10 protein-coding genes are annotated in these 13,064 nt (G+C 43.9%); 3 read left to right on the plus strand and 7 right to left on the minus strand.

All coding sequences use genetic code 11. The annotated features are described in order from the left end of the window. Positions 1-18: 18 nt before the first annotated feature. The 4 genes from GC096_RS21250 to GC096_RS21265 form a co-directional block, all read right to left on the minus strand. Positions 19-564 (minus strand): VanZ family protein, encoded by a 546-nt coding sequence (locus GC096_RS21250; protein ID WP_246302870.1) that lies wholly within the window; start codon positions 562-564, stop codon positions 19-21. A gap of 37 nt (positions 565-601) precedes the next feature. Then, positions 602-1,471: a M15 family metallopeptidase gene (locus GC096_RS21255; RefSeq protein ID WP_171632977.1), complete on the minus strand. Its 870-nt coding sequence runs from the start codon at positions 1,469-1,471 to the stop codon at positions 602-604. A gap of 84 nt (positions 1,472-1,555) precedes the next feature. Beyond that, complete coding sequence (locus tag GC096_RS21260; protein WP_171632978.1) at positions 1,556-2,656, minus strand: HAMP domain-containing sensor histidine kinase; 1,101 nt, start codon at positions 2,654-2,656, stop codon at positions 1,556-1,558. After that, positions 2,649-3,344 carry a response regulator transcription factor gene (locus GC096_RS21265; RefSeq protein ID WP_171632980.1) on the minus strand — a complete coding sequence of 232 codons (696 nt, stop codon included), beginning with the start codon at positions 3,342-3,344 and terminating at the stop codon, positions 2,649-2,651. Before GC096_RS21265 ends, GC096_RS21260 begins: the two co-directional genes overlap by 8 nt. A 202-nt stretch (positions 3,345-3,546) precedes the next feature. Here GC096_RS21265 and GC096_RS21270 point away from each other — a divergent pair, with 202 nt between their 5' ends. Then, positions 3,547-4,740: an MFS transporter gene (locus tag GC096_RS21270; protein ID WP_376769514.1), complete on the plus strand. Its 1,194-nt coding sequence runs from the start codon at positions 3,547-3,549 to the stop codon at positions 4,738-4,740. 219 nt (positions 4,741-4,959) lie between these two features. On the opposite strand, the gene GC096_RS39130 is transcribed toward GC096_RS21270, so the two are convergent. Then, complete coding sequence (locus GC096_RS39130) at positions 4,960-5,994, minus strand: hypothetical protein (protein ID WP_171632983.1); 1,035 nt, start codon at positions 5,992-5,994, stop codon at positions 4,960-4,962. Positions 5,995-6,203: 209 nt separating this feature from the next. On the opposite strand from GC096_RS39130, the gene GC096_RS21280 reads away from it, so the two are divergent. Beyond that, positions 6,204-7,238, plus strand: a complete 1,035-nt coding sequence (locus tag GC096_RS21280; RefSeq protein WP_171632985.1) for a YheC/YheD family endospore coat-associated protein — start codon at positions 6,204-6,206, stop codon at positions 7,236-7,238. 50 nt (positions 7,239-7,288) lie between these two features. Here the strand turns inward: GC096_RS21280 and nasC are convergent, their stop codons facing one another. Both nasC and GC096_RS21290 read right to left on the minus strand, forming a co-directional pair. After that, positions 7,289-9,424, minus strand: a complete 2,136-nt coding sequence (gene nasC / locus GC096_RS21285; RefSeq protein WP_246302871.1) for an assimilatory nitrate reductase catalytic subunit NasC — start codon at positions 9,422-9,424, stop codon at positions 7,289-7,291. Positions 9,425-9,565: 141 nt separating this feature from the next. Continuing rightward, complete coding sequence (locus GC096_RS21290; RefSeq protein ID WP_171632987.1) at positions 9,566-11,716, minus strand: alpha-galactosidase; 2,151 nt, start codon at positions 11,714-11,716, stop codon at positions 9,566-9,568. A 107-nt stretch (positions 11,717-11,823) separates the two neighbouring features. Here GC096_RS21290 and GC096_RS21295 point away from each other — a divergent pair, with 107 nt between their 5' ends. Beyond that, a complete protein-coding gene (locus GC096_RS21295; RefSeq protein WP_171632988.1) occupies positions 11,824-12,699 on the plus strand; it encodes a helix-turn-helix transcriptional regulator in 876 nt (291 codons plus the stop codon). The last annotated feature ends 365 nt before the right edge of the window (positions 12,700-13,064 follow it).

The following is a 13,064-nucleotide window of genomic DNA, read 5'->3' on the forward strand; positions in this document are numbered from 1 at the left end:
TTCTCGCATGTCATCACCTTAGGTTATGTTACCTTCTTTTGAAAACGTCATGTGTTGAGATTCAAACATTCGTTGAATCATTGTCTTGCATTTTACGGACAGCTTAAAAACAATATACCCGAGTAGACCACCAAACCCATTTAGAATGAGATCATCCACATCAAAGCTCCCCATTGAAAGTACTAGTTGTAAACTTTCCAAGCATAAACTTAACCCCACAGACCGCAGCAGTGCACCGTACAATGTAATCTTCTTATGCCGCCACATCAGGACAAGAAACATACCGTAAGGCATGAATACCGCGATATTCCCAAACAAATTGATGAGATCGTGTGAGGATAAGTTTTGAATGTTATTCGATATCGAAACGAAAGGCGTGAAGTTCGCAACTTCTAATCGATTTTGGATATGCGCTGGATTCTCGATATTCCGCTGAAGTTGATGCCACAGAAAAGCTAAGTCTATGCTACTAAATTTAAATAGAATGACCTTGAACAGTACACACATATAAAAAGCGAATAAAGCCGACAGCAGCATCTCATTCCATACTTTGATTTGTTTCATACCGCAGTCTCACTCTCCCCTAAGTTATGAAGTGCTCTCATGGAAGCAAGGTGACGATTATGCCATCCATATTGTTGCCCGATAGGTGATAGGAACGATTGTTAGGCGCTTGAATGGTACTATTCTGTGTGATCGGATAATACGAGATCTCGTAGATTTTCCCTTTTACCTTCGTTGTAATGTTACTTTGTTGTTTTAAATATGCCAAATATTCTTCTAACGACAAGTTCATCTGCTGCATAATCACACTGTGTGGTAAGCCTACATAGCGAAAATGCCAAGGTTCATATTGGATGCCAGTAATCGCTGTTTTATCCTTGGGATACCGTAATATAAACCCATAGTCCGCGGCATTTCGGATTAACCAATCCCCCTCGGGCGCTTGATTCATATCGGACTGCGTAGAACCTATATCAAGTGCCAAGCCTAAGTTATGTTCACTATATCCCGCAGGTAAAGCATAATTAGCACCCATATCTTTATAGAGCTGACCTTGCTCTTGATTGTCTCGATAACCACTATTAATCATAAAATGACGTACACCGTCTTTGTCTGCTGCTTTCATCATCGTTGTAAATGGTTGAATAATGCTTTGTGACAATCGAATCGAGTTATCTAGCAAACCAAATCCTTTGACCAACTCTTTATGTTGAAAAAGATTAAGCACATCAGTGTGTATGCCTACCTGATGAACCGGGTTCTCCTTATTAATTAAAACTAGATTCCCTTGGTAAATCTGATCTTTGGTCAATTTAATTACAAGATCCATACCTGAGGAAGTTACCACATGTGGACTCATTTCCACTTCCGAATGGTCAACTTGACGATCTGCTTTTGCTGAATGCTGCTGTATGGCTTCATAACTGAGAAGAACTGCTATAACAAGCCAAAAAACCCACTTCTTCATTTCCTGTTTCCCTCCTAAACCTTACTTGCATTTAGAATAAAGAAAACATTTTAAATTAGAAGTGGGGCAAATATAAAATTTTTCTTAAACTTCGGTTTTACTTATCGGCAAACGCACTTCAAAAAGCGTACGAATCACATTACTTTGAACGGTAATCGTTCCTCCGTGCTGTTCCACAATATTTTTGGCGATGAAAAGACCAAGTCCTGTACTCCCTCCCTGATGGGTTCGAGCTTGGTCACCTGTATAAAACATTTCAAACAGATGCGGAAGTTCATCTTCAGGTATGCAATTACCATAATTGATCACTTGAACGACGGCTTCTCCCCCGTCCCTCTGGCCGTTAATATCGACAAATTGACCGTCTTTTCCATACCGATTGGCATTAGATAAAAGATTTTCAAATACGCGGGCCAGCAACTCTCCATCAGCCGATATTTCCAAGTGCGGAGCAACCTGCAACCTGCAAATCAAATGACTCTTTTCGAAAACAGGGTACATTTCCTCATTCAATTGAACAAGCAGTTCACTCAGATCTATTTGCTTTTGATCAATGGAAAGCATGCCGAATTTCATTCGGGTTATTTCAAATAATTCATCAATGAGTTTCTCTAATCGTTGAGATTTGTTAAAAGCAATCGTCGTGTAATGTAGCATTTGCTCTTTCGTTAGCTGATCATCCTGCAAAATAAAATCGAGATATCCGATCACAGAAGTAAGCGGCGTACGTAAATCATGTGCTAAGTTCAGAACAAGTTGGTCCTTACTATTTTCCGCAAAATCTCCACGTTCAACGGCTTGTTGCAGCTTCTCACTAGCCATATTGATATCGTCGGCAATATCCTTGAACTCATCATTCGAATCAATATGAATACGATTATGAAAGTCACCGCCAGCAAGACGATGAATACCCGTCGAGATCTCGTTAAAATAAGTGGCATATCGCTTAGTAAGGAAGAAGAAACACAAAATAGAAAGCGGCACAAACACAATCAAGAAAAAGTTTAAGTCACCAATCGTGTTAACAAACTGTCGTAATTTAGCTACAGGATCTTCCCTTCGAACACCTGCATAATAAAGCTTTAATACGCGATAAAGTATAAAGGTAAATGTACCGGACAATAGCATGCTAAGCCCTAATAAACCGATCATTTTGGATCGAAAGCTGCGTAATAAATTAGCCATTGAATGTATATCCCACACCCCATACGGTTTTGATTAATTTGTTTTTATTGCTATCTTCACCGAGTTTTTTGCGCAGTGTACGAATATGAACCATGACCGTGTTACCACTTTCGTAGTAAGCTTCTCCCCACACATGTCCGAAAATATGTTCTGCACTGAACACTTTCTTAGGGTGACTTGCTAAAAGGTACAGGATTTCAAATTCTTTCGGCGTAAGCTCGACTTTCTCTCCATATAGAAGAACAGATCTTTGATCCGCATCGATGGTCACACCTCCCACATCCAATACGGGGCTGCTTGCTAGCGCCGGCTGGCTCAACTGAATAGATCGCCGCAGTTGAGCATTCACCCGAGCCACCAACTCCATAGGGTTGAACGGTTTCGTCATATAATCGACTGCGCCCATAACTAACCCAGTTATTTTATCTAAATCAGAGGATTTGGCACTCAAAAAAATGATCGGCAATGGATAGCGCTCTCGAATTTGCCGCGTCACTTCATACCCATCCATCTTCGGCATCATGATATCTAGAATAGCCAGATCAATAGCATGTGACTCAATCGCTTGAATAGCCTCTTTCCCATCGGATACTTTAATGAGGTGATAGCCCTCTTTCTCTAAATGCAACGCAACCAAATCAGCGATCTCCGCCTCATCATCTGCGATTAAAATCGTCGTACGCTTCATCTCTATCGCGCTCCTTCAAATACTTGTCCCGCTGTCGTTTACAATTCATTCCTATTATAACCGATTCGACTTCTATGGGTACCTCTCTTCCAAATTTTCTCACTGGACAGGCATAACACCGTATCTTCTAAGTAATAAATGGGAAAATATAAACGAATTGAAGATGTGGTAAACGCGACTAGTACATAAAGGAGGAAGCTTCATCACCAATGTAAGTAATAAAAAGGATCCCAAACTCGTCTTTCGTCAAGTTTTTTGGGCTGCTGGGTTTGGCTGGTTATTTGATGCCATGGATGTCGGTTTATTATCTTTTATCCTTGTTGCACTTCGCAAAGAGTGGGCGCTCACGGCCCAAGAGGCAGGGCTTCTCAGTTCGGTCAATCTAATTGGCATGGCAATCGGTGCCGCTTTCGGCGGTTACCTTGCGGATAAGTTTGGGCGTCGTCCCGTGTTTTTACTGACCTTAGTGTGTTTTGGTGTATTCAGCTTTGGGAGTGCATTTGCAAGCGGATTCGGTAGTATGCTTATACTCCGTTTCTTAATGGGTCTTGGGCTAGGTGCTGAGCTCCCTGTAGCCTCTACACTTGTTAATGAATTTGCGCCGCCCGATAAAAAAGGGCGAATTGTTGTGTTGCTGGAGAGTTTCTGGGCTGCAGGCTGGATAATAGCGGCTGTCCTCGCTTACTTCGTGATCCCGCCATTAGGATGGCGAACAGCTGTCATGATTGGGGCAATCCCTGTATTGTTTGCTTTTTGGGTCCGGCGAGCGGTTCCGGAATCGCCACAATTCGGTAATCATCGTGGGCACCCGATTAAATTAAGGGAGTTGTTCACCACTTATCAAAGCGAGACCATTGCACTTTGGGCTGTTTGGTTTGCCATTGCTTTTTCCTATTACGGGATGTTTCTTTGGCTTCCTTCCGTTTTGGTCGATAAAGGTTTCTCCATGATTCAGAGCTTTCGTTATGTGCTTCTCATGACATTAGCCCAACTGCCTGGTTATTTTGCAGCCGCTTATGTTGTGGAGAAATGGGGTCGCAAGCGGACTTTATCCGTTTTTCTTGTTCTTTCTGGGGTAATGTCAGTTGGTTTCGGGCTAAGCAACAGCATCTCCATGCTTTTATTAACCGGCTCGTTATTATCCTTTTTTAATTTAGGAGCTTGGGGAGCACTGTACGCGTACACGCCAGAAAATTACCCAGCTGAAATAAGAGCCGTTGGAACAGGCTTTGCGGCTAGCTTCGGCCGGATAGGTAGTGTAATAGCACCATTTTTGGTAGGAGCAATGGTACAGACGGATATTGGCTACGCATGGATATTCGGCATGTTTGCATTAGTTATTTTAGTAGGAACAGGGATATTGCTCATATTCGGTAAAGAAACCTTAATTCGGTGAGAGTATTTCCCACCCTCATTCTACACTCTCCAATTCATATGAAATTTCTATACGTTACGCTTGGAAGCCTAGTATAAGTCAAATTAAATAAGGGGTAAGCATCGCTTACCCCAAGACCACAGATATATAAATTCTGGTATTTTTAAACAAAACCATATACGGCAGCTTATTTTGAAAGTTCAAAATCTAGTAGAAACTAACTTGGTTTGCACTACTTTTTTAACTAGGCGTATAAGAAAGACTGGCACTAAACGAGAGTTGAGTAATATCAGCTGCTGAAGGATTTGACGCTACATTCGTCCTTATACGAATACCAATACGATCACCTACTACGACACCTAATGTTCCAAGATTGATATTCGTTGCTGCATAGAAAGTACCCGCAATTACCGTATTACCAGGACCTCCAAAAGAAAGGGAGCTAGTCAGAGGAGTTGTCAAGTATTGTGAAGCAATATGACTAACCCCATTATTAGGAGCTGAAGGTGCTCTGAAAACTGTAAAATCATATATAAGAGGTGTCACATTAATAGAAGCCACTGAAGCAACCAACAAATCTGCGCTTATTTGTAAATTATGAACTGTTCCATTAAATGGAATTGGGAAAGCAAAACCACCTGCTTCTGGTGGCATAGTTGATTCTCCAGAACCATCGATAACTTCAACTGTATGATTACCAAAACCCATTAAAATAGGTGCAGCAGATACCACTGTAGCACCACTGAGGATGATACCCGTTGAAAATGGAATTAGTCCTCCAGCACCTGCTGGGCCTGTTGCTCCTGTTGGCCCTGTTATACCCGCAGTACCCGTTGCTCCGGTTAGCCCCGTTGGCCCTACTACACCCGCAGGTCCTGTAGCTCCCGTAGCTCCTGTTGCACCTACTGTTCCCGCAGTTCCTGTTGGCCCTGTTGGGCCTTCTGGACCTTCTGGGCCTGGTACCGCAGGTCCTGCCACTCCCGTTGCTCCAGTTGGCCCTATTGATCCCGGCGTTCCGGCTGGGCCTTCTGGACCTTGGTGACCTCTTGGCCCTGCTGGCCCCTCAGGCCCTTTGTGACCTCGTGGTCCTTCTGGACCTTCTTGCCCTTTGTGACCTCGTGGCCCTTCTGGCCCCGTAGCTCCCTTTGCTCCCGTTGCTCCTGTTGGTCCTGATGCACCCGTAGGACCTGCTGCCCCTTGTGACCCTGTAGGTCCTTGGGGCCCTCGTGGTCCTTCCGGCCCTGGAGGTCCTGGGGGGCAATTACATTTCCCCATAATAATCTCATCTCCCTGTTTTCAACTGTACTTCATCATATTAAAAGCCTAAATAGATAGACACAGTAAATGCCTATCTGTTTAATGTAAGTGGAAAATAAAACCAAATATTCAATAAACTCAGATCATTTATGTCATTGTCCCATACCAAAATGATCGCGCTAGCATTAGCTACTAAAGGATAGTTCGATGGCTAGGGAGTGATACGCATGGACAAGCGCCCATTAATAGGCATTATGGTAACTACAAGGAATAGTAGAAAACGAATGTTGGCACTTTGCCAACGTTATCAAAATCAAAACTTGAGACTTTTTGCTTTCACTCCAGCAGATATCCGTTGGAAAATGCAACGTATTATTGGGCTTAGCCTGAAAAATGGCAAAGTGACACAACGTTTGTACCCTTTTCCACAAGTCGTCTATAACCGCTGTTTCAACAAAGTCTCGATGACCATTCAACGCCTGGAGAAAATAATAGGTATCAATAAGTGTTTCAATACGATCAATCATTTCAATAAATGGGACCTCTATAACCAGCTGCAACAGTCGAGACTTTCGCAATATGTCCCCCGTACATGTCAATATAATGAAGTGAACATATCGGAACTATTAGAAATAAATAATCTTGTCTTCATAAAGCCGATTTATGGATCTAAAGGTGCGTCTGTCTATCGAATTGAACGTCAGGAGAATGAAGATATTCACATTTCCTTACACAGTTTAGCACCAAGAATTATTTGCAGAAAAAATGAAAGTATTCAAGAAAAATTAGATGAACTTCTTGAAAATAAGATATTTTTGGTCCAACAAGGGATTCAAATGAGTCCACTTGATCTTCAACATTTTGACATCAGGGTCTTAGTTCAAAAAGGGAATGTAGGTCATTGGATGATTACCAACATCACGTGTAGAGTGGCATACGAACGTTACTTTAACACAAGTATGTGTGAACGTGTTTATGAGGTAGCAGCAATTCTTTCGCGACTATATTCGTCTGAAAAAGTAAATGAAATCCTACAGTCTCTGAATGAAATAAGTATTACTGCAGCTCAAGAAGCAGAGAGTCTTATGGGAACATTGGGAGAATTGAGCGTAGATTTTGTACTAGACAAACAAAGTAAATTATGGATTATTGAACTTAATGGCATGCCTCAAAAAAATATATACAAGGATCTTAAAGGATTTAAATTAAAGGATCTGTATCGTAGACCAATGGAATATGCGTATCATCTTACTCAATCATGAAAAAACCGAACTCACCGCTGCAAGTGATCGATGAGTTCGGTTTATTCATTTTATACATATTCAGATACTAACGGGCTTACCTGTACCGCACACACTTTAAACCCAGGCATTTTGCATGTTGGATCGAGCTCATCATTCGTCAATTTATTTACGTTCTGCGTATCGCCCCAATGCATTGGCACAAATACGGTGTCTTCGCGAATAGCGTCACTAAATCGACTCCGTACGTGAATTTCACCGCGTTTGGACGTTAATTTCACAAGTGTCGCATCTTCGATATGGTGCTTTTTCGCTGTACTTGGATGGATCTCCATGAAGGATTCCACATCTCTCGCGGCTAATGATGGACTTTTACGTGTTTGCACACCTGTTAGATAATGCACGAGTACTCGGCCAGTGGTCAAATACAGCGGGAAATCCTCACTGATTTGTTCCTTAGGCAGATGATTCTCCACGGTTGTGAGAAGCGCTCTTCCCGCTGGAAGCGGAAAAGAAGATTCGAATAAGCGTTTGGCACCAGGGTGCCCTTCTTCTGGACAAGGCCAATAGACGCCTTCTTCCTTCCGCAATCGCTCATACGTAATACCATAATAATCTGCTGTTCCTCCACGACTTGCTAGTCGAAGCTCATTAAAGACATCTTCCACCTGTGTAAATTGAAAGAATTGACCTTTTCCAAGCTGCTCAGCAAGCTCACATAGAACCTGCCAATCATGCTTAGCTTCACCAGGTGCTGCAAGATCAGCTTCTCTAAGAAGCACGCGTCCCTCAAGGTTCGTTAACGTTCCTGCATTCTCTAAAAAGGCTGTTACCGGTAAAATCAGATCAGCTAACTGTGCCGTTTCGGAGATGAGGAAGTCCGCAACGACAAGGAAATCGAGCTTCTTCAAGCCTTCTTCAACGAAGTTTGCATTGGGGTTCGAGACGAGTGGATTCGAGCCCATCACGAACAAAGCCCGAATCTCCTGCTCATGGACTTTCTCCATCATTTCATAGGCTGAAACTCCCTTGCCAGGCAACTCGCTCGGATCGATGCCCCACACATTCGCGACATAAGCGCGATCCTCTGGATTTTCAATCAGCCGGTAGCCTGGAAGCTGATCTGCTTTCTGACCATGCTCCCTTCCGCCCTGCCCGTTCCCTTGTCCTGTGACGGCGCCATAGCCGCAGCCAGGTTTGCCAATTTTACCAGTAAGAAGCACGAGATTCAGGAAGTTTCGAACCGCCATATGGCCATCCGTTTGCTGCTCCACCCCTCTTGCTGTAAACACCATGCCCGTCTGCGCTTTGCCATAACTCAATGCGGCTTTACGAATCAACTGAGATGGCACTCCGGTTAAGTGGGCGATCTCCTCCATATCAAGCGAATCGAGATGTGCTCTAAGTTCTGTTAAGCCAGTAGTTCGATTAGCTACGAATTCTTCGTCTAAACAACCTTCCTCAAGCAGAACTTTGAGCATCCCATTGGCCAAAGTCGCATCCATCCCAGGCTTCACGCGCAAATGAATATCGGCGATACGCGTTGTACCCGTTTCACGCGGATCAATGGCTATAATGATGGCACCCTTCTCTTTCGCTCTTTTAAAATAAGGCATCAACGTCGGTTGACACTCCGCAATATTCGTTCCCGCCAGTATCATACACTCGGCTAATTCAATATCCGAAAGTTGATTCGTCAACCCTCGGTCAATTCCGAATACTTTAACCCCAGCTGATGCCGCGGCCGACATGCAAAATCTGCCATTATAATCAATGTACTTCGTTTGCAGCGCAACACGCGCGAATTTTCCTAATACATAAGCAGATTCATTTGTGAGCGATCCTCCGCCATATAACCCTACGGTATGGTTGCCATACGCTTCACGGAGGTAGTTAAATTTACTTGCGATTAACCGATAGGCGTCATCCCAAGTAATTCGCTCGAACCGGCCATTGCGCTTCACCATTGGATGAAGTAGTCGTTCTCCTGTAAGCACATGCTGATAAGCATATATGCCTTTGATGCAAAGACGCCCTTCGGATGCTTGATTTGGCATCGGCACAACAGAATAAACGGACTTTCCATCGGCGGCGCTGCGATCTTCGATAACTTGCATTTTGCACTGTACACTGCAAAAGGGGCATTGCGTATCCATCACATGTATAGAATCGGAAACGACTTGTTCTTGCTTAACAAATAGACTCATAAGCTCACCTTGCCATTACAGCTATTCGCTGCGAATTTACGGAATCGAATCTTGACGTTCACTTCGATCGTAATCTTTTCCTGAGCAAGTTGCAACAATTCGGATAATTCTACCGTAATTGGGCCGTCGCGAATCTAACCCTCAAGAAATCGATGACTTGTCGTACCGGTACATGACGAAAGTGAATGGTGCTGGTCGTGTGACCACATATTCTCCTTGCGGAGTCGACTCCCAGACCATTTGAAGGTGCGATTGAGGAATTAGCACTTCATCTTTTACATCCATTCGCATCAGCTCGGTTACGTTTACGGCACCACTTACGCCCCAAAGTTTCATAGCTGCGGAGTCAGATTCATGCAGCTCGCGGAAAATAAGGACATAACCATGGGTCGGGCTGCAAATACTTTGCAAGCCTGTCCAGCTAGCACCGGAGGGTTCTTCACCAATTGGTAAAACTTGTCCAGCTAAGATCTCAGCATGATAAGGTTTCAACGCCTGAATAGTTCTAGACAAACAATCCATTTGCTGCTCCTCTAATCTCGTTAGTTCCATCCAAGCTAATGGGTTCGAGAACGCTGTTGCTGCGAACGCATAGACTTGCCCGCATGCATCCGGAGCTAAAGGATCTTCCGCATAGTTATCCGTGTTGCGATTCACATTCAAGAATTCCATTTGCAGTCTCGAAGATGGTAAATAAGGAGCTAGCATCCAAAGATTGCGCAGCGTCCAGTGAGGATAATAATTTTTCCAATCGGAGTAACGATTCTCAAGAAAGATACTGCCATATTGGGTTTGCCCAAAATAACCTAGTCTCTTCTGAGCGGTCGTATCAATATTGAAATCAACTTGCCCATTGGTCGCTTTCTGAACGTATCGCATCAAATTCAATAACCGAATCTCTCCCAGCTTAGAGTGTATCTCTATTCCATCTAATTTAAATGCACGAATATTGTAAGTGCGATGTAGATGCAATAAGTTAGCAATGTCCTTTTCCCAGTTCATAAAGTCATGTACAGAGTCTGGTGAATACCATAAGCCTAAAGCAACCCGAAGTTCCTTGGCAAGCGAAACGATAGGTTCAAGCCCACCCGGAAACCTGTCCGGATGAACCTCCCAGAAATCGCCATCGCCACTATAATAATCGCCCCACACCCCTCCATTCGCCTTCGTTGCTGCATCCACGGAATTGCTCGTTACCCCCTTCTGCCACCCATCATCAATTTGCATAATGTTTAAACCAAGAGCAGCTGCTGCCTGTAATTCTTTGATCAAGAACGACTCACTTATTGCGCCATCTCTCGAACGATCCCCCCACGTATTGCTCATCATGAAACTATCTCTATCCGAATTGTGTGCACGAAGATTGCGATGATACCTATGCAGTAAGTCAAATCCGCCGAGTATAGACCCATCATAAACACCAATGGTTACACCGTATGATGTCGTCTCCTGTGTTTGTTGGAGATCTTCTTCACTGATCCCCGTCCCTTCCAGACTCAAACGATTCCCGCGAAATTGAAATTCCATGCGAGTGTTACCGAATTCCCCCAATGGTGTTGGACCTTCTTTGATAATTAATAAACCGCTCTCATGAAGTGTTTTCGTAAGAAACAGCAGATTACCTTGTAAGCTTCGTTTCTCATTGATGAATAACAATCCCGTGTCACGACTAACGAGATTATTGTTCGTATCTGTCTGATCTAGAAATTGAATAGATGTCCATCGACAATGCAGATCTCGAAGTACCATATGATCACAATAATCAGCCAGCACGACGTGACGTTGCTTATTATTCGTGTCTAATTGAAGTGCTGCCGTGGAAAGCGTGCTTTTTACATCGAAATCTTCTTTAGTCCAGGCGAGGTATTCTTCCTTATCGGGCGGGGTATGATTGCTTTTGACTTGACGATCTTGTATCACGGTTATTTCATGCCTTATGAAAGGCGCATCAGGATAGATCTTCAAAGTTAATCGTTGGACGGAAGATTTCGCTTCAAAGTGCATATCTACATTCGTTTGTAGATAAGGCTGAGATACGCCATAGTCATTCTCAACGAAATTCGAAATGAATATGACATTCGGCTGTTGCTCATCAGATAATCCTGGTATTTGAAACAACGGGGTATCGGATTCTGCTGCGAGCCATTCCTGCTCTGTATTTTTATCTAAAATAGAAACATTAACTGGACGGCCGCTGGCAAACGACCAACTCCTTTCCATCTTGGCATTCCCAACCCGCAAATAAGTCCCTTCAACACGAACATAACAATCCAACCATTCCTTAAGCATCATATCTTCCGCAGCCTCCATTGTGGTAATATATTATCTATTACGAATATTATATATCCAAGGAAGAATAGAAAATATAGTAAGATTTTGATGATTGGTGGTAAAATATTGTGCACAAATCCTATGGTTTTAGATACACGGAAGATGCGAATCGCCATCTGTTTAAGCTCATCTCGATCGGGCACAGCTCGGTGACTGACGAGAACTACCAATGGAATGGACTAAAGCGCGGCGGGCAAGGGGTCATTTTTCAATGGACAATTAAAGGCGTAGGTAAACTTCGCATTGGGAAAGAGCATTACACCGTTCCGAAAGGCCATGCATTTATGGTAGCTATTCCTAGCGATCATGAATATGCATTCGATGCCTCCTTGTGCGATCAATGGGAGTTTATGTGGATTCGTTTCGAAGGGTTCAAAGAGGATTGGTTGCGACAAGATTTGCTTCAAACGTATGGGCCTGTTTTTGAAATCCATCCCGATGCGGCTCCAATTCAGCTTCTTTGGCGACTGTATTCAGATACAGCGGAGAATCAATTGAATGACCGATTTGATCTTTCGCTTCGCATTTATGAATGGATGCTTTCGCTGCAACGTTGTTTATTGGATGGAAACGCGCCAACAAATTTAGAAATCCCCTCCGCCTACAAGCGCGTCGCCGTTTACATCCAGGACCATATTGCTGATGACCTTTCCTTGGATCGGTTAGCAGAAGTCGCACAGCTGGATAAATATTATTTATGCAAAATGTTCCCCCACTACTTCCGCATAACCCCGATGGATTATGTCCGTAACCGACGAATCGAGAAAGCCGCTGAGCTGCTACGCGATCATGGACTGTCCATTACACACATTGCAGCCTTATGCGGCTATACAAGCTTGAGCTACTTCGGGAAGGTTTTTCATAAAATGGTGGGACTATCGCCAATTGCGTTCCGTTTATCGGAAGTCAGTGAGAGCGAAGATTACTTACGATTCTTGGAGTGATCGGGCACGCCGACGAGCAATAGGGCCCTTTTGGGGCGCTAAAGTGACGTTACGGGCTCGCGCGACTAGCAATAAGGCCCTTTTGGGGCCTTATTGCGACCGAAGGTTCGCGAATGGCGCAGCTTCGGGAACTTTAGCGCCCATTTAGGGCGCTAAGGTGACGTTACGGGCTCGCGCGATGAGCAATAAGGCCCTTTCGGGGCCTTATTGCGACCGAGAGCTCGCGAATTGCACAGCTTCGGGAACTATAGCGCCCTTTTAGGGCGCTATAGTGACGGTGCGGGCTCGCGCGACGAGCAATAAGGCCCTTTTGGGGCCTTATTGCGACCGAAGGGATGAAGTACAATAGTTTGTGTAACAAAATT

Source organism: Paenibacillus plantarum (assembly GCF_013141695.1).
Taxonomy (GTDB): domain Bacteria; phylum Bacillota; class Bacilli; order Paenibacillales; family NBRC-103111; genus Paenibacillus_E; species Paenibacillus_E plantarum.

What these genes read in the sequence shown, in the direction of transcription:
- GC096_RS21250 (WP_246302870.1), bottom strand. Translation starts at nt 564, where the DNA reads ATGAAACAAATCAAAGTATGGAATGAGATGCTGCTGTCGGCTTTATTC.
- GC096_RS21255 (WP_171632977.1), bottom strand. Translation starts at nt 1,471, where the DNA reads ATGAAGAAGTGGGTTTTTTGGCTTGTTATAGCAGTTCTTCTCAGTTAT.
- GC096_RS21260 (WP_171632978.1), bottom strand. Translation starts at nt 2,656, where the DNA reads ATGGCTAATTTATTACGCAGCTTTCGATCCAAAATGATCGGTTTATTA.
- GC096_RS21265 (WP_171632980.1), bottom strand. Translation starts at nt 3,344, where the DNA reads ATGAAGCGTACGACGATTTTAATCGCAGATGATGAGGCGGAGATCGCT.
- GC096_RS39130 (WP_171632983.1), bottom strand. Translation starts at nt 5,994, where the DNA reads ATGGGGAAATGTAATTGCCCCCCAGGACCTCCAGGGCCGGAAGGACCA.
- GC096_RS21280 (WP_171632985.1), top strand. Translation starts at nt 6,204, where the DNA reads ATGGACAAGCGCCCATTAATAGGCATTATGGTAACTACAAGGAATAGT.
- nasC (WP_246302871.1), bottom strand. Translation starts at nt 9,424, where the DNA reads ATGAGTCTATTTGTTAAGCAAGAACAAGTCGTTTCCGATTCTATACAT.
- GC096_RS21290 (WP_171632987.1), bottom strand. Translation starts at nt 11,716, where the DNA reads ATGATGCTTAAGGAATGGTTGGATTGTTATGTTCGTGTTGAAGGGACT.